Raw genomic sequence first — 23,172 nt, forward strand, 5'->3', positions numbered from 1 at the left:
AGCTTTCCTCCGTTATGCTTGCATCGAGAAACTAAGTATCCCGTATTGGTTGTTGCCAAAAACACACACGTAAGAATATCTGAATTTTCGAACAGGGATGGCATTTCCCAAAGCAATTTCAAACGTATAGTTTGATCGCGCGGATGGGGGAACGGCGCTGATTCAGGCGCCAGCAGATCGTCTTGCAGCTAAATTTCCAGTCTTGACGACCTGTAGGATTTTACATGAGCGTTCGATTTCGCGTGAGAACTGCTGCCCCCTTTTTCCGGAAGGCTTCCAGCGGAACGAGCCGCATTCCAGCTTTTACCCGGATGCTTGCCGGCAGCCTTGTCGCGGCGGCGCTTCAGCTCACCTGCGCATCGCAGTCGTTCGCATCGTCGGGATGTGATGACATCAATGCCTACTGGGGCGGCGGCCAGACATTTTCGGGCGATGCCGGAGAATGGCAGGCTCCACTATCGTTGGATGCCGGTGACAAGATTACGTATGTGGTCACTTCCAGCGGAAGCACCAACAGCAATGCCAATATGGGGTCGGGATTCGCGCTATATACCAGTGAAGGGGCTAGCGACCCTGAGGAAATACCTGTCCAGCAATATGCCGCAATCAATCAAGAGTTGAATTTAAACGGCACCTATACGGCCACCCAGGCTTATCCGGATTTCGTTGTCTATGCCTGGTCGCAAGCGACAGGCGGTACGATTCATGCCTCCGTTACCTGCGCCAGCGCCACGGCGACCATCACGCCGCCAGCATATCCGGTAACGCAGGCCGGAAACATAACCTCCACCCTGAGCATGACGTTGTCTCAGGCTCCGGCCACCGGTTTGACGGTGACCCCGACAGCTGCGGGATTGACCTTCAATCCGCCGTCGATCACGTTTGGGGCCGGCACCACCAGCCAGACCTTTACGGTGACCGCCGCCGCCAATGCGACACCTGGATCGACTGCGATCACCTATGCCTTGAGCGGGCCGAATGCTGCGCAATATACGGCGCCAGCGGCTTCGGCGATGACGGTTCTTGGTGCCATAACGCCGCCGGCATATCCGGTTCTGCTGCAGGGCGATACTTCGTCCATCCTGACGATGACCGCAACGGCCGCAGGCGCCGTGTCGGTGACACCATCCGGCGCGGGTCTGACGTTTACGCCGCCAGTCGTGAATTTCTCAGGTGCCGCAACCCAGGCTTTCGCCGTGACCGCCGCGTCCAATGCGGGACCGGGCCCGGTCGTGGTCAGCTATACGCTTTCGGGCGCGGAAGCGTCTTTCTACGTCACACCGGCATCTGGATCCATTACGGTCAGCTCGCCCGTTCCCATGGTCAGTTCGATTTCGCCGGCGACAGGTCCGACTGGCGGCGGCACATCGGTGACCCTGACAGGTGCGAACTTCACGGGTGCGACGGCGGTCAGGTTCGGCGCGACGGCGGCAACGAGCTTCACCGTCAATTCGGCAACGTCGATCACCGTAACTGCGCCTGCCGGCCCGGCGGGAACGGTCGATGTCACGGTTACGAGCGCCGCCGGCACGAGCGCGACGTCAGCGGCCGATCAGTACACCTACGTTGCTTCTCCGACAGTGACGGGACTCTTGCCAAGCTCCGGTCCGTTGGCTGGTGGTACGACGGTCACCATCATGGGCGCGAATCTAACCAATGTGACGGCTGTTCACTTCGGATCGGTGACGGCGACCTCGCTTACCGTAAACTCCGCGACCTCGATCACGGCGGTTGCACCTGCCAGCGCGGCGGGAACGGTCGATGTCACGGTTACGAGCCCGGGCGGCACGAGTGCGACGTCGATGGCGGATCAGTATACCTATGTTCCCGCGCCGACGGTGTCCTCGATCGGTCCAACGGCCGGTCCTGTCGCCGGCGGCACAGTTGTGACGCTCACGGGCACGGGTTTCAGCGGCGCCACGGCAGTCACGTTCGGGGCGACGGCGGCAACGAGCTTCACCGTCAATTCGGCAACCTCGATCACAGCGGTCACTCCCGCCAATTCGGCCGGAACTGTGGACGTACGCGTGACCACGGCCAACGGCACCAGCGCGACGTCGGCAGCCGATCAGTACACCTATATAGCCGCGCCGACGGTGTCGAGTATCAGCCCTACCGCTGGGCCAAGCGCCGGTGGGACGACCGTGGTGATCCATGGCACCGGTTTTTCCGATACGACCTCGGTGACGTTCGGAGCGACGGCCGCGACGAGCTTTACCATCGATAGTGCCTCGCAAATCACGGCGACGACGCCGGCGGGCACCGGCACGGTCGATATCGTTGTGACGACGGCCGGCGGCACGAGTGCAACATCCGCCGCCGATCAGTTCACTTACCTCGCAGCCCCGGCGGTAACCGGCATCAGTCCGACGTCAGGGCCGAGCATCGGCGGCACGACGATGACGATCACCGGAACCAATTTCACCACGGCGACAGCCGTTACCTTCGGGGCAACAGCCGCTTCCGGCTTTACCGTCAATTCCGCGACCTCGATCACCGCAACCGCGCCTTCCGGCTCCGGGACCGTCGATATCAGGGTGACGACGGCCGGCGGCACGAGTGCGACAGCCGCGTCGGATCAATTCACCTATGTATCTGCTCCGACCGTGAGCTCGGTCAGTCCGAATACCGGTCCCGCCGCGGGAGGGACGACGGTGGTGATCACGGGCACGAACTTTACCGGAGCCTCGGTAGTGACGTTCGGCGCAACCACTGCGACGAGCTTCACCGTCAACAGTGCAACGCAGATTACCGCGACCACTCCGGCTCACGCGGCAGGTCCGGCGGATATCGTGGTCATGACGACTGCAGGTTCCGCGACGTTTACAAGCGGCTTCACCTATCTCGCCGCCATCCCGACAGTGACGGCGATCTCGCCAGGTTCAGGCCCACAGGCAGGCGGGACCTCGGTGACGATCACCGGCACGGACCTGGCGGGCGCGACTGCCGTAACCTTCGGTGGGTCTGCGGCGTCCGGCTTCACCGTCAACAGCGCGACGCAGATCACTGCGACCACTCCGGCTCATGCGGCTGGCGCGGTCGATGTTGCGGTCACCGCGCCGGGTGGTTCGGCGATATTGACCAACGGCTATGCCTTCCTCAATCCGCCGGTCGTCAGCGGCGTTGTGGCGACGGTCGCGCAGAACTCTTCCGCCAACCCGATCACGCTCGCCATCACGGGCGGAGCCGCAACCTCGGTCGCGGTCTCGACGGCGGCGGCCCATGGTACTGCGACGGCCTCCGGCACCGCGATCACCTATACGCCGGCAGCAGGCTACGTCGGATCGGACAGCTTCGCTTACACCGCCACCAATGCCGACGGCACGTCCGCGCCGGCGACCGTCAGTATAGCCGTCTCTGCACCGACGATCTCGATCGGCCCTGCGTCGCTGTCGGCGGGTGCCATCGGCACCTCCTACAACGAGACCGTGACTGCCTCGGGCGGCACCGGCCCCTATATCTTCACGGCAGGCTCACTTCCGGCCGGCCTGACGCTGTCTTCGGGCGGCGTTGTCTCCGGTACACCGACCGCTGGCGGCACCTTCAACTTCACCATCACCGCAACAGACAGTTCGACCGGCACAGGCGCACCCTTCAGCGCATCCCGGGCCTACAGCCTGACCATCGCCGACCCGACGATCAGCATCGCCCCGACGATACTGACCGCGGCTGCCGTCAACACTGCCTATAGCCGGACCATTACCGCGTCGGGTGGGACCGCTGGCTACAGCTATGCCGTGACGGCAGGCTCACTGCCTGCCGGCCTGACACTGTCTTCGGGCGGCACTCTGTCGGGCACGCCGACCGCGTCCGGCAGCTTCAATTTCACCATCACCGCAACGGATAGTTCGACCGGTACGGGACCGTTTACGGGTTCCAGGGCCTACAGCCTTTCAGTTACGGCCAATCCGCCGGTCGCCAACGGCGTTGCGGCGACGGTCGCGCCGAATTCGACGAACAACCCGATCACGCTCGACATCACAGGCGGAGCTGCGACCTCGGTCGCGGTGGCGACAGCCGCCGCCCATGGTACGGCGACCGCATCGGGCACCGCCATCACCTATACGCCCGCGACGGGCTACAGCGGATCCGACAGCTTCACCTATATTGCCATCAATAGCGAGGGCACATCGGCACCCGCGACCGTCAGCGTCACGGTCTCCATCCCGACGATTTCCGTCAGCCCGTCGACCCTGTCAGCGGCCTCGGTCGCTGTTGCCTACAGCCAGACGATCACGGCCTCCGGCGGCACCAGCGCGTATAGCTACGCGATCACGGCCGGCGCACTTCCGTCCGGCCTGACGCTGTCCCCGGCGGGTGCGGTCTCCGGAACGCCGACGGCGGGCGGCAGCTTCAATTTCACCATCACCGCAACGGACAGTTCGACGGGGACGGGCGCGCCGTTCAGCGGCTCCAGAGCCTATAGCTTGACGGTTGCCTCGCCCTCGATCTCGATCGCACCGGCGACGCTTCCGGCCGCGACCGTTGCCACAGCCTATAGCCAGACCGTGACAGCCTCGGGTGGCACCGCTTCCTACAGCTATGCGGTGACGGCGGGCGCGCTGCCAACCGGCCTTACATTGTCTTCGGGGGGCGCGCTCTCAGGCACGCCGACCGCGTCCGGCAGCTTCAATTTTACTATCACCGCAACGGACAGCTCAACGGGGAGCGGACCCTTCAACGGCTCCAGGGCCTATACCCTGACGACCAACGTCCAGCCGCCGATCGCCGGCAGCGTCTCGGCAACCGTCGCCGCCAACTCATCCGCCAATCCGATCACGCTCAATATTACAGGCGGAACGGCGGCCTCCGTGGCCGTCGCGACCGGAGCCGGCCATGGCGCCGCAAGCGCATCGGGAACCGCGATCACCTATACGCCGACGGCAGGCTATAGCGGGCCGGACAGCTTCACCTATACCGCAACGAACGCCTCCGGCACGTCCGCGCCGGCAACCGTCAGCGTGACGGTCAGCGCCCCGACGCTGTCCTTCTCGCCGGCAAGCGGCGCCCTTGCCGCCGGCATGATGAATGCCGCCTACAGCCAGACCGTGACTGCCTCGGGCGGTACCAGCCCCTACAGCTATGCGGTAACCGCGGGCGCGTTGCCGCCCGGCCTTACGCTCAACCACGCGGCGGGGGCGATTACCGGCACGCCGACGACGTCAGGCAATTACAGCGTCTCGATCGGCGCCACCGATGCCAACAACGCCACGACATCGGTCGCCTATACGATCGCGATTGCGCCGCCGCCCACCACATTCGTGTTCACGCCGGCTGGCGGGGCGCTCAGCGAGGCCATGGCGGGCGAGGCCTACAGCCAGCAGATCTCGGCAAGCGGCGGCACCGGTACGAAGCTCTACAGCCTTGCCTCCGGCAGCCTGCCGAACGGCCTGGTGCTCAATATCTCGACCGGCCAGCTGACCGGCCCGCTCGCAGCCGGAACCGAAGGCGACTACAGCTTCGCCATCCAGGTCCGTGACGGCAATGGCGCGACCGCAAGCGCGTCCTATACGCTGAAGGTCAAGGCCCGCGCCATCACCGTCGCAGACAAGGTCATCGACGTGCCGGCCGGCTCGACGCCCGCCGACGTCTATCTCAATGGCGGGGCGACCGGCGGTCCGTTCACTTCGGCCGACCTGGCGTTCGTCGAACCGGCCAATGCCGGCACCGCGACGATCATTCAGGGCCAGCTCGCCGCAGCCGGCCCGGTCGCGACGCCGGTCGGATGGTATCTGCATTATACGCCGAACCCGGCCTATTCCGGCCAGGTGCGCATCGGCTACAAGCTCGTCAGCGCGTTCGGGGCCTCCAATACCGGCACCGTCACCTATAATATCCGCTACGACGCCGGCAAGGTTGCCGAGGATATCGACAATCTCGTGCATGGCTTCGTGCAGTCCCGGCAGAACATGATCGCCAACACGATCGAGGTGCCAGGCCTGCTGCAGCGCCGGCAGATGGAGAAGGCGACGGATCCGGTCACCGGCCGCATGACGCCGTCGGAAGAAGGCATGACGCTTGGCTTCTCCACCAGCCTGTCGCAGATCCGGGCGGCCGGCGGCGATGCGGATGCGGCGTCCGCCCCCTTCAACGTCTGGATCGGCGGCGCTTTCCTCGCCCATAACGACAAGAGCGGAAACGACAGCACCGGCAAGTGGGGCAGTTTCGCCATGATCAACATGGGGGCGGATTATCTGATCTCCGACCATGCGCTGATCGGGCTTTCCTTCCACTATGACCGTATGACGGATCCGACTGATGAGGATGCCAAGCTCACCGGCAACGGCTGGCTTGCCGGACCCTATGCCTCGCTAGAACTCGGCCGTGGCGTGTTCTGGAACGGCAGCCTGCGCTATGGCGGCTCGAGCAACACCATCGACACGCAGTTCTGGGACGGCAGCTTCAGGACGACGCGCTGGATGGCCGATACCTCGATCGAGGGGCAGTGGAACCTCGACGAGGACACGACGGTCTCGCCGAAGCTGCGGGCGATCTACTTCTCCGAAACGGTCGACGACTACACCGTCAAGAACGGTGCCGGCGACGCCCTCACCATCGACGGCTTCGACGAGGAGCAGTTCCGCGTCAGCCTCGGCGCGGAGATCGCCAGGTCGTTCACGCTCGAAAGCGGTGCAAAGCTGACGCCGAAGCTCGGGGTGACCGGCGGTTTCTCCGGTCTCGACGGCGCGGGCGCATTCGGCGCGGTCACGGCCGGCTTGACCCTGCAGACGGCCAATTTCTGGATGCTCGACACCAGCCTCCTCTTCAACATCGAGGGCGACGGCGAGACATCCGTCGGCGCAAAGGTCTCGGCGGCGAAGAAGTTCTAGCCGAGACGGAAAGACGCAAACATCGCCTCCGCATGTCCTTGCGGAGGCCGCTACCGGCTCTACCCGGCCATTCCGCTGTCATCAGGCCGCCGGCGGCAATCGGCGTATGGCTGCGGCCTGGTTCCGGCCCTGCGAGAGACATTCCCGACCTGCCGGAGGGCGTCAGGACATTCTGCCGCACCGAGGTCGGGGATTGATATTTGCGATAATGGCAAGTCTAACGCTATAGCTTCACTGCTTGCCGGGGGGCTAAATGCAAACGATCGCACTCGACTTCAATTCTGAGCTTCATGCGCGGCCGTCGATCTACTTCTCCGGTCCCGCTATTGTCGAGCACATAGCGCTCACGGGTTCCGCGGCCGCGGCTTACAATCCGAGCTATCGCACCGTCGAGGCGGATGAACGATCAGCCGACGCGCCAACGCAAGTCGAGTTTCATACAGAATTCGTCACCGTCACCCGGGTCACCTCGCTGAAGGCCGACGCGCAGGAGTGGCCGAAAGGCACCCTTTCGATCGATGAGGCCGCGCGGCTGGCCGGGCTGTCAGACTGGTCGTTCATCTGCCGACTGGAAATCCTTGTTTGCGGGGCGGCGCCGGCTGAACTTGGGCCTCTCCTCTCGGCGCTCCAATTTGGCGACACCGCGGCGTCCATGATCGGCGGGGGAGCCGCGCTCGTTTGTTCGGATTTTCGTGTCGGGAGCGACAATAGCAGCCGGACCATACTTTTTAACAATGATCTGAATGCCTATCGTCTCGGTCGCATGGTTCGGCGGGTATATGAGATTGAGACCTACCGCGTGATGGCGTTGCTTGGGCTTCCTCAAGCCCGGCAGCTCGGCCCGGTTCTCAGTGGTTATGACCGAAAGCTGGTCGAATTGACCAATCGTCATGTGACGACCTCCGCGGAAGAGCACAAGCGTCTCCTGGACGAGATTTCGCAGCTTTCCGCCGAGGTGATTTCCGCAGCTGCACAGACGCGAAACCGCTTCGGCGCCACCGCCGCCTACGCCAAGATCGTGGAGGAGCGTATCGTTGAATTGCGTGAAACGCATGTGCCGGGCTTCCAGCGTTTTGGCATATTCGTCGCGCGCCGCTTCAAGCCGGCGGTGAGAAGTTGCGAGGCAACGGCGTTGCGTCTTGAGCAGCTCTCACACGCGACGATGCATTTGATCGATCTGCTCCAAACCCGCATCCAGGTGGAAATCGAGGTGCAAAACGCCGTTCAAATCCAGGCGATGGCCGAGCGGGCTGAAACACAGGTCAAGATCCAGCGGGCAGTCGAGGGCTTGTCGATAATCGCCATCAGCTATTATCTTCTGAGCCTTATCAAGGTCGCGTTCGAGACTGCGGACCACGCCGGCCTCCACATCAATCCCGTCTACATGTTGATCTCCATTCCCGTCGTCATCGGCGCGGTCGCCCTTGCGATCCTGAGGGTCAGGCACGCGCTGAAGTCATAGATATGCCAGGGTCGCGGACCTGACGAAATCGGCGGCGCTCCAAGGCACCCTCTGTCGACGGACACGGCTTCGAGCATCGTCTCCATGTCATTGCAGATGACACGCATGCGGGCATCAGGTTCGTGGACTTGGGCCGGCTCCCATATTGGATAGAGCGCGAAGCCATGTCGGGGCTTTGACAGCGGCACAGGTTAGGCTGCGTTCGAATTAACACGCAAGGCGTTCAATTTTGACTATTGCCGCAGGCGAAGGTTGACATATTTAACTTTCGCAGGCCGAGAGGGCCGCGGAATGCATAGGTCAATGGCGCAGATATCTTCCAGTTCTATCTTTCATTTTTCGACGCTCGATCTTCCTGAAAAGGATCGGTTTCACACCTGGGTCAAGGACAATCATTGCGACTGTCGATTGCGGGAATCCGGTTCCGCACCCTTCGATGCCGAAGCGACCGGGGCTGCCCTTGGTCCCCTCATCCTTTCCGGCCGAAAGTGGCTCGGCGAGGGGCGGGCCTCCGCCTACGAGCTTCTGAGATCGGACCGGCTCATTCGAGCCGACGGACATGATTTTTTCCGTTTTACCTTGGTTCTAAGCGGCCGTTTCGTTTATCGGTCGATGGGGACCTCATCCATCAAGACTGCCGGCGACTTGTTCGTTCTGGATGCCGCTCAGGTGAACGACTGTGTGGTCGAAGCCAATGACGTCATTTCGGTTGGTGTTCCAAGAGACCTGCTGCCGAGCCAGACGGCGCTCCTGCATGGGCGCACGCTGACTGCAGGTGTGGCCCGTCTCCTGGCGGATCATCTCGTTTCGCTGTTCCGCAATCTTCCGACGTTGAGAGAGCAGGAGATCCCCTACGTCGTGCAATCCACATTGCAGCTTCTGACGGCCGCGGTTTCCTCCACGTCCGAGGCGATGCAGGAGGCGGCTCGCCCGATCCGCGAACTGTTGCTCGGCCGCGTTTTGCGATACCTCGACGCGCATCTGCTCGAAGCGGATCTGACGCCGGAAAAGGTATGCCGCGATATCGGGGTTTCGCGCGCGAAGCTCTATCAGCTGTTCGAGGCCAATGGGGGTGTTATGCGGCAGATACAGCGCAAGCGGCTGCATCGCGCCTACCAGCTCCTGGCGGACCCGAGCAGGCCGCGCCCCCACATCGCGGAACTTGCCTGGAGTCATGGTTTCTCGAACGAGAAATATTTCTATCGTCTGTTCAAGGCGGAATTCGGCCATACGCCGGGCGAGACGCTGGAGAACATCGCGCGGCGGAATTCGGCAGCGAAGCCCTTGCCCGCTCCTCGGCTCGCGGAAGGCACCGATCGTCCGTCGGGTTGGACATTGCCGTTCGGCGTGCCCGACAATTAGTTCGACAGGCCAGCCTGCGTCGTGTGCGACCGAGATGCGGGAACGAGGTCGGCTCGGCGACTGGCATGCCTCCAAGGGCGGTCAGCCGTCGACAAGGGTCATTGAAGTATCAAGTCATAGGTATCATCCGTTCATGTTTGCACCTCTGTACCGTTCCGCGAGATCAATCCGTCTCGTTCTCCTGGCTTTGGCCTTGACCGCCGTCGGCTCGCTCGTATCGCCTGTCGGCGCGAGCGCGGAGATCGCATTGAAATCCGAAGTGCCGGGCTTGAAGATCACGCGCCTTCAGAAGCTGCCGAAGGCGCCGCAACCGGCTTCCGACGCGACATGCGGCGTGCTGCCCGAGCTGAAAAGCAAGGGCGGCAAGATTGCCGCCGCCCTGGGATGGAGCGTGACAGGCGAGGCGAAATTGGGATCCTATGATGCCGTCAGCTTTGCGGGAGAGTTCGAACAGGCGACCGGTTCGGCCTGCGACATCAGCGAGGGCAATGTCGCGGTCTTTGACGGCTCGCAATTGCTGGCGCTCGTTTATGCCGAGAAGAGCAGCAAGCTGTCGATCGGCAGGATCACTGCGATCAAGGACCATCTGCGCATTCTCGACGGTGATCTTGTTTCGATGCCGGTCGGAGAGATCTGGCTCGAGGGAGATCGGAATGTGGAGGTGAAGCCGCTGGCGGCCGAGGAGCAGGTTTGCGATGGCGCGGCAGTGGTGCCGAATGTTTACGGCAAACCCATCACCGACGCTCGCCAGGCAATCATTGCCAGGGGATGGGAGCCGTTTCGAAGCCCGCCGCCATCCTATCCGGATCCCTTCGGCGACAGCATTCGCAAGATGGGGATCGTGGAAACGACCGATTGCGCCGGCACCGGCTTCGCCTATTGCAGTTACTACTACCGCAAGGGCGACATGGAGCTGGGCGTCATCAGCTTTGGAGACGGAACGCCGACCGTTTCGGGCTACGGCGCCGTCTGCGAACGGTCGAAATGGCATAAGTCGCAGTAGCGGCTGACGGCCTTTTGTGATCCGCCCGCAAGAGGAGGCGTCACCGCGAAAGGCCGCGAGGCAATCGGCATCTACTTGGCGAAGGGATTGGATTTCTTGTCCCATTCGAGCGGATTGTCGCCTGCGGCCGGCTGCTGGGTTGCCGTGGTCTGCTGGCTGGCCCCGCTATCGTCAGACTTCGGCTGGAAGCGTGGCGAGAAGTGCGGCAGTATCAGCCGCGCCCAGGAGCGATTGATCTTGGACGCCTCCTCCGGGCAGCGGGCCGCTCGTTCCTTCGGCAGCATACCGTTCTCTACGATTGCACCATTGCTCTCGGGATCAAGCCCATAGACCATGCAGAGGAGGTTGAAGTAGCGCTGCGCATCGAGCGAATGCTCGTCGGCGAAAGATGCCACATCCGGGGCGCTCGACGATTGGCTGTTGACCTTGAACCAGACGGAGGCCAGCTGAAGAACGCGCGCGATGTCGTTCTTGGTTTCCCGGTCGTCGACATGCGACAGCAGCAGCACCGCCGCGAGCTGGTCGACGGAATCCTCCTCGCGGCCGACGGCGGGAAGGTCCAGCAGATCGATCAAGGCATGTCCGGATTCGTGCAGCAGGATGAAGCGGAGATTGTCCTGAACGAATTCGACCGTCAAAGCCTTCGGATCGGATGCGCCTTTTGAAAGAGCCTCACCCATCTGCAACAGACTGTCGATCATCTCGTAACAGAGAAAGACCGCGCCGTTCTTCCTGTCGTAGAACGCATTGATCGTATTGCACTGCCGGGTGACGTAGTGCAGCGGGCGCGGCGTTACGAAAAGCCCGTCGAGCCCGTCGATCTCGGGAATGTTCAGGAACAGGTGGGTGTCGGCGGCCCACTTGTAGGCATAGTTCAGCTTTGGGTCTTCCGGCGGGAAATAATGGTAGACGAAGCGCAGTCCCTTGCCGTCCGATGTCACCTGCGAGCCGTCGGAGGGCGGCGGCAGCGCTCCGTCCTTCTGTTCGGTAAGCCCCTCGTCCTTGTCGCCGGACTGTGCCGTCTGCGTATCGGCAGGACCATTGCTTTGCTGGGGTTGCGCCTGAGGGGTATTGCCTGAGCCGCTTCCATTCGAGGAGGAGTCTTGTCCGCCGGCGCCCGCCATGTCGGCAAGTTTCGCCAATGTCGGATAGCTCGGATCGCCGTCGGACGGATTTTCCCCGAACGGATAGAAGCCGTTGGAGATCAACACCGAGATATTTTCCACGACCTTGCTGTTCTTGTCGGCATTCCAGCTGAGATCGTAGCCCCGGATCTCGTTGCCCCTCTGCTCGAAACGAGAATAGAACTTACGATCGCCGGCATTGCCGGAGACGATGAACCAGCTCGACCGCTTGAGCTGGTAGGTGATCGTACTGCCTTGCTCGTTCAGGAGGTTCTGATAGAGCGTATCGAGCTGGCTTGGGCCGCTATTGGTGAAGCGGGCCGTCTTCAACGAGATCGCCCCATCCTCTGTCTGCAGGTTTTCGCCGCCGAGCGTATTGTCCTTCCGTTGTGTCAGCAGGCCGGCGGGATAGGAGATCGTCATTCCCGCGATGGAATTGTCGAGCGAGCTCCATTGCAGCTGTTTGCGCAGGTCGAGCGCCGTTCCTCCCAGCTCCAGGGCGTCCCGGGCCGAAAGCTTGCCGGTGGCAGGCCTGTTGTGATCACGCTGGTAGCTCGCGATGCCGTTGCGGCCGCTCGGGCCGAAAGAGCCGTCGGCAAAGCCGTTGTAGTAGCCGAGAAGGATAAGCCCTTCCTGGGTGAGCCGTCGCTCCCATATGTTGAGGTTTCCCTCGATCGAATCCGAACCATCCAGCTCCACTTGAGCCGATGTCTGGGCCAGGGCCGGCTGGGTGCAGACCGGTCCGGAAACGGCAAACAGCAGAGCCAGCGCAAGGAGTGCTTTGCTGGAAGAAGGTCTCGAGGCGAAGTTCATGGGGGAAGAGCTCCGGAGGATGTCGATGGTCTATTCGGCGTGAACTGGATCTTTTGGAGAAAGCGCGGTCATTGAACGGGGACGGTTCGCAGAAGCAGGACGTCGATGTCGCGGTCAGGCGTGTAGTTCCTGATGTCCATTTCAAACTGGGTCGGGCCGATCTTCTTCACGCCATTGCCGCAGAAAGAGACCAGCGTCTTCGGGTCTCCCTTGTCCACGACCAGCTTGAAACTGCCGATCGGTCCTGCCCAGTTGCCACCGGACATGATGACGTAGGACAAATACTGCTCGAAGGACTGGAAGGTCTTCGCATTATCGTCAGCGGCTTTTTTGTAGAGCGCGCCGGCGGCCTTGAGAAAGCTTGCGTCCGTGCAGAATTTTTCCTGGTAGGCCTTCAGGCTGTCCGGATCCATGTCCGGAGAGCCAAGCGACAGGCTGGAGAGGCTGCCGACGACGGGCACATAGGTCTGCTGAACCGTGACGTCTTTCCCCGCAGGAAAGGTCTGGTCGCGCCAGTATTTGGATCTCAGGGTCCAAAGGGGGTAGAGCGGTACGCGCTGGCCCGTATAGTCGCTTTCCTCGCCGGGGTCGACGATATCGGCATCCGCCAGGTTCTTGCGCTGCTCGTTCGTCAGGCGCCCGATTGCCGCCTGCGTGGCCTCGACGGTCGGGACAAGCGGAATGTGCAGCGCCCGCAGCTTTTCGGTGATCTCGACGTCCGGCTTGCCCTCCTCCGTGATGAAGGCGCGCTGCTCGAGCTGCGAGGCGATCGGCTTGCCATCCACGACGGTTTGAAACTTCATGAAGTTGTCGCTCGCCGGATCCGGAACCACAGTCGTGGAGTTCGAACCCCCGCCCGGGAAGTCGGGCATCGGAAAGGCGATGGTCGTGGCGTAGTCGGCGTTCGTCAGGTTGTGAAAGCGATAGGAGATGCGCACGCCCGTGGGCGACAGGTACAAGTCCTCCGAAACGAGGGCGATCTTGTCCGTCTTCTGAAGGACGAGACCTCCGGTTCCGAGCGTCGCCGAACTGTCGTCGGCAAGGGCCGGCATGGACAAAAGCGTCAGGCCAACACAGGCAAATAGATGAATGCGCATCGTAAATTCTTTCCGGATGGGGGAAGGGCCAGCGGGGTAAAAATCGCCGACGATCCAAGGGTGCAATACGCCTCGTCGCCGGATGTACAGGTGTCTGTCCCCCTCCTCGTGTCTCAGCCGCAGACCTGCGCCCGGAGCTCTATGCATCCCTGAGGCCGCCTGCCATCGGCGTGCGAAGCCCCGCTTTCAGGCCGGGCCTGGAGCGGTCGGCCGTCGTTTAGAACGCAAATCCGACATGCCCCGTCGCCACGCTCGTCAGACCGTGCCGCCGCCCAGGGCCGAAGACGCTTATCAGACTGCGTTCGACGCGCCGATATCTTTGCGTCCGGCAGAAGTGCACATGCGTCTATATTTATCAAAGCGTGTACCGGCTTCTGGTCAGCAATTCCTGAGTGGCGTAGAGCTGCGGGCGAACTGCCATTGCAAGCGGGCCGCAATCATGACGGATACGGCCCGCTTGCGCGGTTGCCCTGATCGACATCCGTAGCGATCCGTATTTCGGGGAGGAGCTGAAGGAGATTCTCCACCCCGGAGACTCTATCGGCTTTGAAAGCACCGTCTCATTGGAAGGATAACAGCATGAGTTCCTGGCTTGGCACCTTTAGCCGTCTGACACTTGCGGCTCTGGCGGTGTCTATTCCCGTTGTCGTCAACGCCGCGGAGCAGAAAAAGGACTGCTTCGGCTTCGATGCGGTGGATGACGATCCGCTGGCGGCGCGCCTCTATGAAGTCCAGCCGGGCGACAAGGTCGAATTCCAATGCCCCGAGCGATCCGTTGTCTGCAAGAAAGGTGCGTTCCTGCTGCCGGGCGATCAGGTGATCGTCAGCCGTGTGGATGGGAACAAGGCTTGTGCCGAATATCACAGCCCGGCGAAACGCCCCGACAACGATGAAACGGCAGGCTGGCTGCCACTGGACCGATTGGCTGAAAAATCGCCTGCCCCCGACTGGGTCGGACGCTGGGGCGACAGTGAGACGAGGATCACGGCAAAGCAGCAGAAGGACAAGGTCCGCATCGATGCCGAGGCCAACCTGCAATTCGGCAACGGCGAGCAGGGTGGGCAGTTCGCCGCCCTCATCGATGGCGCACAGGCCCAGGCGAAATTCGGATACGAGTCGGGCGGGGAGAGGAAAGACGAAAAGCTGCTCCCCTATCAGGACAAGTCCTCTCCCGGCGTATGCCAGGTCAAGATGAGCCAGCTCGGACGCTATCTCGTGGTCGGCGACAATCACATGTGCGGCGGGATCAATGTCAGCTTTTCCCGGGTCTATCGGCGGGCCGACGAGAAGGCCTCCGCCGGTGAAGCCGAGGCGCAGGTGTCGAAGCCGGCTGAGAGCGGCAAGCAGCCGGACGGCATTCGCCCGTCCTACAAGTCCTGCCTGGATAAATCCGGTGGCGTCACCATCGCCATGCGGAATTGCGCCGCCTCGGAGTACAAGTATCAGGACGGTCGCCTCAATGACGTCTACCGTGCACTGCGCTCCAGGCTGGACAAGGCTGCTGCGGCACAATTGCGCGACGAGCAGAGAGGCTGGATCGGCGAGCGCGACAAGCGGTGCGAGGTCGACAAGAATAGCGGCACCGCCGCATTGATCGTTTCCGATGACTGCTCCGTGGAAACGACGGCCAAGCGCGCCGCGGAGTTGGAAAGCCGGCTGTCCCGGTAGAGACACGGTCATTCCGCCATCGATCCGTCAGGTTGCTCCACTGGCGGATCGGTTCAAGTTCCGGAAGCGGATAGCTTCTTTATCGCCGCGCGGAGGAAGACCGGACCGGACCCGCCACGCAGCCTTGCGGCAGATCGAAGAATCCTCATTGATCGGCGGGATCCAGAGCCTCGGCCCAGTTCTTTCGCATGGCGGACAAACGGGTTTTGTAGGCCGTTTTGAGGCAGGCGGTGTCCTTGCATTTGTCGCGCACCGTCGTGCGCCAAAGGGTTTGCTCCTTGCCGACCGGATCGACGACCTTTCCCGTCTCGCCATCGTGCCCGGCTGTCTCGCCCTGGATCTTGTCGAACAATACGTTCATCTCGCCGTCCAGCTTGGAAAGGCCCGGATCTGCGCAAATCAGCTTTTCCACGCGGCTCTTGGCAAGCCTGCAATCAAAGCCGGCGCCGATGGCAATGGTCGACGTCGCGAGCAGGCCGGGCACAAGCAGAGCGCCGAAGCCGAGGCCGACGACAAGGATGCGACATGCGCCGGCCCTGAATGAGAATGCTGGGTGACTGGTCATATGTTCTGTCCTCGGAATAGGCCACTTACTGCGCCGGCGGATAGCTCGGACTGGTAAGGCATTGATCGAACCATGTGGCATCGCTCTCCTCCAGCGGCCAAATGCCTTCGACATCCAGCTTGGGAAGGCCTGTTTTGGCCGAAGGGAACTGACCGTCTTTTTCAGGATTGAGCGACCAGGCGGATTCTGCGCCCGCATCCTTGTCCTTGCCGCAGATATTGCCGGACTGATCGTTGCACACTGCCGTTAGTTTGGCGGTATCGCCCTCGATGGCGCTAACCCCGTAGTCCTCCGAGAGAGACCATGTGGCCCATTCCGTGTTGGCGCTGCAAAGCCGCGCCTTGTTCTGAACGTGCATTGCGCCGAAGCACTGATAGGAGAAGCTCGTCTGATCCCGGTCGTTGGGAATGAACTCGCAGCTCGTGTCGAAGCCGGAAAAGGCGCCGCCGGTATATTTTGCCAGGAAGCGGCGCTGGGCTTCCGCTTGAGCGACCAGCCCTTTGCCGGAGCGGTCGTCCAAGCGTTTGGTTCGTTCGTCGATTGCCTTTCGCAGTTCGCTGACCGGCAGCGGCGCTCCTTCCGAATTGGTATTCAATCCTTCGTTGCGAGCGGCGATCCAGCGACGCTGGCTGTTGACCAGCATGGAACGGACGTCGGCATCCGGCGCGGTCTTGATCAGCGCGCTGTAGGCTTTGCCCATGGCTGCATCCGCCGCCTTGAGGTCCGCATTGCCGCAGATTCTCTTGTCGATAGGGTCGCTTGCCTTGCTGCAGTCGATCGCCCAGGCCGGCGCCGCTAGGCCCACTCCGAAGCCCGCGATCAGGGCAGTCATCGCAAGGCGCGGGAGGGTGGGTGGTCGAATGCTGAACATCAATCTGCTTCCTCGATACTGTCTTTGCGATCAAGCGGCGAATACACGCCGCGCAGAAACCGTGAATCCGAATTTGCGCCCGCGACAACGCGATGTGATCGCAGGCAAAAGTCCGGATCCCGCAATTAGCCGGAGAGTGCTGCCAGTTGTAGGCGTTTTCCGAAATCTGAACGGGCGTACACTTGTTATGGACGCTGTTATACCGACCGCGCGCATCATGCGGCTTGGCCGTGAGGCGATGAAGCGGCGAGCGCCAAAAGTTTGGAGAGCCGGTAATCGGTGCTGCTCCCGATCGGCCGGCTCACACTTGGCGATTATTCCGAAGGCGCTGAACCGGGATGGGAAACCGAACCTTTTAACCCCTTGTCGGTTGCTCGAAGGGGCGTTGTTCGTCACCGAGCTGGCGAATGTAGAGATGCCGGAAGTTCGGGTTCGTGTTGACAAAGATGGGGAGGCTGGCCGCGCCGATAACCGGTGCATCGTCGGTCAGCTGGCCGACGACGAGCCGGGGCGAGAGCCTGTCCTTGCGTTCGCTGAGCGAGCGATGCAGCGGATAGGCCCGTTCCACCAGGGCCGTGACGATCGAGGGCGGCAGTGAGCCGCCGACCGTAATGAATTCGGGGTCGATCGTGCTTTCGAGGATGGCCGTGAGAAAGCGCAGACAAAGGCCGGCTTCCTCCATCCATTCGGAAAGCCGCGGGTCGCGCTGGCTATGGAGATCGGCAAGGATGGAAACGTCGGCCGCGGCCGCGTCGGCATCCTCGATCGTCCAGTCGAGTGCTTTGGCAATACCGCTGAGCGAGAGAACGGAATCAATGATCGGCGGCTCGCCGTCTTCACGCATTCGCCGGGGTTGAAAGGGCAGCAACCCGAGCTCGCCGGCATTGCCCCAGACGCCCTTCAAGGGCATGCCGTCGATGATCATGCCGGCACCGACGCCGTACCCGATATAGAGATGGGCGAAGTTGCGCTTGTCCTTGTCGCTGCGCGCGAAATGCTCGCCGATGGCAGCGGCGGTCGCATCGTTTTCGACGAGGACGGTCAGCCCGCACAGATCTTTCAGGCGCTGGGCGACCGGGACATTCGCCCAGGCATCCCATCCGGGCTGCTTGGTGGCGAAGTCGTAGATGTCGTCATCGAGCGTCGGCAGGACCAGGCCGATGCTCCAGATCTTGTCGCGCGGCACGGATGCCTCGTCGATCAGGACATCGGTAAGGACGGCAATGGTCTTCAGTGTCGAATCCGGATCGCGGGTGTCGCCCGTCCAGGTTTTCCGGCCGATGACGTCGAGCAGCAGGTTGCACACCACCATGACGACACGGTTGCGATCGAGATGGATGCCGATGGAGAAGCCCGCGATCGGGTTAGGCCCCAGATAGATCTGCGGCTGACCGCGCTGGCCCTGCGAGCGGCCGGTCTCGATAATGAACTGCTGGTCCAGCAGTTCCCGCGTGATGCCCGAGACGGTCTGCGGCGTCAGCCCGACCCGCTTGGCGATGTCGATCCGGCTGAGCGGGCCGGATTGGTATAGTGCCTCGAAGATGAGGCGGCGGTTGAAAATACGGGAATGTTCGAGATTGGTGCCGGTGACGTCGGGCAGCCTTTGCCGTCCTCCGGCAAGCTTGGTCAACTTGGGCGATCCCGACCCAGTCTTTGGCGTATCGGTCATTCCGTTTCCATTCAGCGTGCCCGGAATTCCTGGCCGAGAATGCCATAAGCCGGGCTTGAGCGACGCCCGAGCATAGCTTGTCCCGCATCGTTGAAAAGATGTACCGCCGCGACAGGGGCCTCGGCCGCGAAGCGATCGCCGGCCTTGCAGAAAATATCGCCGGGATAGCGGACGGTGAGCATCTGTCCATCGGCAAGCCTCAGATAGATGATGCTGGTCTCGCCGAGATGCTCAACCAGATCCACGGTGCCTTCGATCTTCATCGATGGCCCGTCGCCGGGGATCCAGTGCTCGGGTCGAATGCCGATGGTGACCTTGGCGCCTGGCGCGACCGTGGCCCCGGAATAGGGAAGGCTCGTCTGTTGCTCGCCGACCGCGAGCCGCAGATTGCCGTCCGCAAGGGAGATGACCCGAGCTTCGATCAGGTTCATTGCGGGTGATCCGATGAAGCCGGCAACGAAGAGGTTTGCGGGTGCATGGTAGAGATCGAGCGGCGTTCCCACCTGCTCGATGCGGCCGCTATTGAGCACGACGATCTTGTCGGCCAATGTCATCGCCTCGACCTGGTCATGCGTCACATAGATCATCGTCGCGCCGAGTTCGCGGTGCAGCTTGGCGATCTCGATGCGTGTATTGACCCTGAGGGCTGCGTCGAGGTTCGACAGGGGTTCGTCGAACAGGAAGATTTTCGGCTGGCGGACGATGGCGCGGCCGATGGCGACGCGCTGGCGCTGGCCGCCCGAAAGGGCGCCCGGCTTGCGGTCGAGAACGGCGTCCAGCTTCAGGATCGATGCCGCCTTGCGGACCCGCCGATCGATCTCATCCTTGGGAATCTTTGCGAACTTCAGGCCGAAGGCCATGTTCCGATAGACATCCATATGCGGATAGAGCGCATAGGACTGGAACACCATGGCGATCTGCCGTTCTGCGGGGGCAACATGGTTGACCACCTGGCCGCCGATGCGGATATCGCCGCCGCTGATATCCTCCAGCCCGGCGATGGCCCGAAGCAGGGTGGACTTGCCGCAGCCGGACGGGCCGACGAAGACGACCAGCTCGCCGTCTTCGATCGTAAGGTCGATCCCATGCAGCACCGTCAGGGCGCCGAACGCCTTGCGCACATTGGTCAGGGACAGGTCAGCCATCGATGTTTCTTTCCTTGGTAGCAGAGCGCATCATTTTACCGCTCCCGCCGTCAGGCCGGAGACGATGCGGCGCTGGAAGATCAAAACCAGCAGGATCAGGGGTACGGTGACGATGACGGAGGCCGCCATGATCGTTCCGAAGGGGAGCTCGAAGCGGCTCGATCCGGAAATCAGCGCCAGGCCGACCGGAACGGTGCGGACCGTATCGCTGAGCGTGAAGGTGAGGGCGAAGAGGAATTCGTTCCACGAGGCAATGAAGGCGAGCAGGCCGGTGCTGGCCAGCGCCGGCGCCAGCAGCGGGAAATAGATCTGCCAGATCATCGCCCACGTCGAGCACCCGTCCATGCGAGCCGCGTCTTCCAGTTCGGCCGGAATCTGCCGGATGAAGCTGGTCATCACCCAGACGGTGAAAGGCAGGCTGAAGATCATGTAGGAGAGAACGAGGCTGCCGAGGCTGTTATAAAGCCCGAGCCAGCGGATCGTTCCGAACAGGCCCGAGAGCACGACGATCTGCGGAAACATCGAAGCGCCGAGGATCCCCGCCAGCACGACCCCGCGGCCGCGAAACTTCAATTTCCCAAGCGCGTAGGCCGAGGTGATGGCAAAGATCAGCGACAGCGTCACGACCGATACCGCGACGATTGCGGAATTCAGGATGTTGCGCAGGAAATTGCCGTTGGTCAGCAGGTCGCTGTAGTTGCTGAGGTCGATCGCCGGGAAGAAGTCGACCGAGAACAGGGCCGACCCTGTTTTGAACGACGAGACGATCGCCCAGTAGAACGGGAAGACCGTGTAGAACACGACGACGATCTTGAGGAGGGTCAGCGCGATGGTTTTGGCAAGGCGTTTCATCGGCATCCTCACTCGCTGATCAATCGGATCTTGGTCAGCTGGATATAAACCGCTGCCACCAGGGAGATCATCAGGAACACCAGCATCGCCACCGCCGAGCCGTAGCCGACATCCTGGAAGTCGACGAGCTGCTGGCGGGCATAGATCGAGATGGTCGCCGTTTCCCGGCTCTTCGAGCTGAGCACATAGGCAAGGTCGAACATGCGCACGGCGTCCAGAAGGCGAAAGAGGATGGCGACGGCAAGGGTCGGCCAGAGCAAGGGCAGGGTGATGTAGAAGAACTGCGCCCAGCCGGGAGCGCCATCGACCTTGGCCGCCTCGTAGAGATCGCGAGGAATGATCTGCAGGCCGGCAAGGATCAGCAGCACCATGAAGGGCGTCGTCTGCCAGACATCGACGGCGATGATCGCCGCCATCGCCGTGCCGGTTCCGGCCGTCCATGCAATGCCATGGCTGATGAAGCCAAGCTTGATGAGGAGCGCGTTGACGACACCATACTGGTCATGCAGCATCCATTGCCACATCTGCGCGGAAACCACCGTCGGGATCGCCCAGGGGATCAGCATGACGGCGCGCAAAGCGCCGCGACCCTTGATCTGGCTGTCGATCAGAAGGGCGATGCCGACGCCGGCGAGCGTTTCGAGCGTCACGGACGTCGCCGCGAAGAAAGCGGTGTTGCGCACGGCATGCCACCAGTCGCCATCCTTCATCAGCGCCAGATAATTGCCGAAGCCGACGAATCGCGGCAGGTCGCCGGCATCGAGCGACGCGTGCATGAAGGAGAGATATGCCGTGCGGGCAAGCGGCCATGCGGTGACCGTTGCCAGCACGATCAGCATCGGGGCAAGCAGAAGCCATGGTTCGATACGCTTGGTCCAGCTGGATTGGAGAGCTGTCTGCGCCGTCATGCCGTAACCCTGATTGTTTGCCGGCTGTTGCCGGGCGGTGTTGCAAGGGCGGCGCCGACAACGCCGGCGTTCTCGCCGAGCGCTGCGTGAAGCAGCGGGATCGACCGGCATCGCTCCGCCCAGATGTTCTCGCGCATGTATTGTTCCAGTTTCGTGCGATATCGGCCGGTCGAACAGCCAAGTCCGCCGCCGAGTACCACCGCCTCGGGATCGATCATGTTGACCATCTGCGCCATCAGCCGGCCGGTCACTTCCGCCGCCTCGTCGATCACGCGCGTGCTGACGGGATCGCCTTCGGCGCTCAAGGATTCCAGCGTGCGGACGCCGTCTTCGGGCGCCAGTCCACTACGGCGGGCAAAGGAAAGCTGCATGCCCTTGCCGGAGGCGAAATCCTCGGCGTTTGCAACGGTCAAGCCGGTGTCATCCTCCTTGGGAAGCGCCAGCGGCGAGCTGGCGAAGTGGATGGCAAAGCCGTTGGCGCCGGACCACGGCTGGCCATCGATGACGAGCGAGTAGCTCATGCCCGTGCCGAGCGACACATAGACGAAACTGCGATGCAGCGCGCCGGCTCCAAAGCGGGCTTCGGCATGAGCGGCGGCGCGCACGTCGCTGTCGACCATCGCCGGGATGCCGAGCATATTTTCGACCTGCGTGCGGATCGTCTCGATCGAGAAGTTCCAGTCGCTGCAGACGCGGCCTTCGAGATCGACAAGCTCGGGGACGGCGATACCGATCGATGTCGGAACCCTGTCCTCGGCATTTGCCAGGGCGATGATTTCGGCGGCGATATCGGCGACATCGCGGATGATGGCGGCAGGGCCTGCATCAACGGGGGTTGGCCTGCGCCGGAAATGGGTTACGGCACCTGTTTCGATATCCACCAGGCCGGCGGCGATCTTGGTGCCGCCGAGATCGATGCCGATACGGTAGTCCGCGCCCTGACGCGCTGGAATTGAAGATTCCTCGATACCGCGGCCTGTCATATTTTCCCCGCCGCCGCGGTATCGAGCAGGATGCGAACTTGCTTGCAGCGATGAATGATGGTGGCCGGCCATTGCGGATCGAAACTGTCGCTTTGCGTCAGGCGGCTGGCAGCCTCCCTCTTATGGGCGCCGTGGATGACCATGGCGACGGCTTTCGAGAGATTGGAGATGGTGCCGAGGCCGACGGTGAGGCCGTGATGCGGCACGGCATCGAGCGAGGGGAAATCGGGGAAGGTGCCGAGATTGTCGCGGCGCGTTTCCTCGGCAAGCTTGACGATACAGCTTGGGCCATCGGCCGGGCTGCCCGGCGGATTGAAGGCGACGTGGCCGTCCGTCGCGCCGGATGCGAGGATGAAGAGGTCGACGCCGCCCGCCGCCTGGATGCGGGCGTCATAGGCACCCGGATCCGTTGCGTCCGGAAACCAGACATGTTCTTTGGGAACCTGATGCGCGGTCTCGATCCCGGCATTCAGCCGCTGGCGGATATCGTGTTCGGCAAACCGGCGGCAGCTGTTATGCGCGTCCGGCGGGCAAAGGCCTAGACCGTCTTCGCCGCCGCCGAGATACTCGTCCATCATGACCAGGACGAGATTGGACAGATCGAGATTGCCGGCAGCGGCCTTGTCGGCCATTGCGTCATAGACCGGCTTTGGCGATCGTCCGCTCGGGCAGCCCAGCAGAAACAGTTTGCCTTCGGCGCGTGCTGCGGCAATTCCGGCTAGAATGTCGGTGGCCAGCACGTCGCCGATCTCGGCGGGCGTGTTCAGGATTTCAGCGGAATGCGCGCGCAAGTTTGTCCTCCAGTCAGATCGTATGCGGC

15 protein-coding genes are annotated in these 23,172 nt (G+C 62.2%); 5 read left to right on the forward strand and 10 right to left on the reverse strand.

What is annotated here, in order from left to right; translation table 11 throughout:
• Positions 1 to 224 precede the first annotated feature (224 nt).
• The 4 genes from ACQZ6J_RS21460 to ACQZ6J_RS21475 all read left to right on the forward strand — a co-directional run bounded on the left by ACQZ6J_RS21460 (position 225) and on the right by ACQZ6J_RS21475 (position 10,657).
• Positions 225 to 6,830 carry an IPT/TIG domain-containing protein gene (locus ACQZ6J_RS21460; RefSeq protein ID WP_449085536.1) on the forward strand — a complete coding sequence of 2,202 codons (6,606 nt, stop codon included), beginning with the start codon at positions 225 to 227 and terminating at the stop codon, positions 6,828 to 6,830.
• 253 nt (positions 6,831 to 7,083) lie between these two features.
• Positions 7,084 to 8,292, forward strand: a complete 1,209-nt coding sequence (locus ACQZ6J_RS21465) for a DUF3422 domain-containing protein (RefSeq protein ID WP_449085537.1) — start codon at positions 7,084 to 7,086, stop codon at positions 8,290 to 8,292.
• Positions 8,293 to 8,595: 303 nt separating this feature from the next.
• Positions 8,596 to 9,654 carry an AraC family transcriptional regulator gene (locus ACQZ6J_RS21470; RefSeq protein WP_449085538.1) on the forward strand — a complete coding sequence of 353 codons (1,059 nt, stop codon included), beginning with the start codon at positions 8,596 to 8,598 and terminating at the stop codon, positions 9,652 to 9,654.
• A 133-nt stretch (positions 9,655 to 9,787) separates the two neighbouring features.
• Entirely contained in the window at positions 9,788 to 10,657 is an 870-nt protein-coding gene (locus tag ACQZ6J_RS21475) for a hypothetical protein (protein WP_449085539.1), read from the forward strand.
• A gap of 71 nt (positions 10,658 to 10,728) precedes the next feature.
• Here the strand turns inward: ACQZ6J_RS21475 and ACQZ6J_RS21480 are convergent, their stop codons facing one another.
• Entirely contained in the window at positions 10,729 to 12,594 is a 1,866-nt protein-coding gene (locus ACQZ6J_RS21480) for a DUF4344 domain-containing metallopeptidase (RefSeq protein WP_449085540.1), read from the reverse strand.
• Between the two features lie 68 nt (positions 12,595 to 12,662).
• Positions 12,663 to 13,691, reverse strand: a complete 1,029-nt coding sequence (locus tag ACQZ6J_RS21485; protein WP_449085541.1) for a DUF4424 family protein — start codon at positions 13,689 to 13,691, stop codon at positions 12,663 to 12,665.
• 579 nt (positions 13,692 to 14,270) lie between these two features.
• Between ACQZ6J_RS21485 and ACQZ6J_RS21490 the strand changes: the two genes are divergently transcribed.
• Positions 14,271 to 15,359, forward strand: a complete 1,089-nt coding sequence (locus ACQZ6J_RS21490) for a lysozyme inhibitor LprI family protein (protein WP_449085542.1) — start codon at positions 14,271 to 14,273, stop codon at positions 15,357 to 15,359.
• Between the two features lie 145 nt (positions 15,360 to 15,504).
• Here the strand turns inward: ACQZ6J_RS21490 and ACQZ6J_RS21495 are convergent, their stop codons facing one another.
• The 8 genes from ACQZ6J_RS21495 to ACQZ6J_RS21530 form a co-directional block, all read right to left on the reverse strand.
• Positions 15,505 to 15,924 carry a lysozyme inhibitor LprI family protein gene (locus tag ACQZ6J_RS21495; protein ID WP_449085543.1) on the reverse strand — a complete coding sequence of 140 codons (420 nt, stop codon included), beginning with the start codon at positions 15,922 to 15,924 and terminating at the stop codon, positions 15,505 to 15,507.
• 25 nt (positions 15,925 to 15,949) lie between these two features.
• On the reverse strand, positions 15,950 to 16,795 hold the full coding sequence (locus ACQZ6J_RS21500) for a lysozyme inhibitor LprI family protein (protein WP_449085544.1): 846 nt from the start codon (positions 16,793 to 16,795) through the stop codon (positions 15,950 to 15,952).
• 355 nt (positions 16,796 to 17,150) lie between these two features.
• The gene (locus tag ACQZ6J_RS21505) at positions 17,151 to 18,464 is read right to left on the reverse strand and encodes an ROK family transcriptional regulator (RefSeq protein WP_449085545.1); all 1,314 of its coding nucleotides are present in this window, start codon (positions 18,462 to 18,464) and stop codon (positions 17,151 to 17,153) included.
• An 11-nt stretch (positions 18,465 to 18,475) separates the two neighbouring features.
• Complete coding sequence (locus ACQZ6J_RS21510) at positions 18,476 to 19,609, reverse strand: ABC transporter ATP-binding protein (protein ID WP_449085546.1); 1,134 nt, start codon at positions 19,607 to 19,609, stop codon at positions 18,476 to 18,478.
• Positions 19,610 to 19,639: 30 nt separating this feature from the next.
• Positions 19,640 to 20,461 (reverse strand): carbohydrate ABC transporter permease, encoded by an 822-nt coding sequence (locus ACQZ6J_RS21515; protein WP_449085547.1) that lies wholly within the window; start codon positions 20,459 to 20,461, stop codon positions 19,640 to 19,642.
• Positions 20,462 to 20,469: 8 nt separating this feature from the next.
• Positions 20,470 to 21,369, reverse strand: a complete 900-nt coding sequence (locus ACQZ6J_RS21520; protein WP_449085548.1) for a carbohydrate ABC transporter permease — start codon at positions 21,367 to 21,369, stop codon at positions 20,470 to 20,472.
• Positions 21,366 to 22,352: an ROK family protein gene (locus ACQZ6J_RS21525; protein WP_449085549.1), complete on the reverse strand. Its 987-nt coding sequence runs from the start codon at positions 22,350 to 22,352 to the stop codon at positions 21,366 to 21,368. Before ACQZ6J_RS21525 ends, ACQZ6J_RS21520 begins: the two co-directional genes overlap by 4 nt.
• Positions 22,349 to 23,143 carry a 6-phosphogluconolactonase gene (locus ACQZ6J_RS21530; RefSeq protein ID WP_449085550.1) on the reverse strand — a complete coding sequence of 265 codons (795 nt, stop codon included), beginning with the start codon at positions 23,141 to 23,143 and terminating at the stop codon, positions 22,349 to 22,351. Before ACQZ6J_RS21530 ends, ACQZ6J_RS21525 begins: the two co-directional genes overlap by 4 nt.
• Positions 23,144 to 23,172: the final 29 nt, after the last annotated feature.

It is taken from the genome of Rhizobium sp. A37_96 (assembly GCF_053521765.1).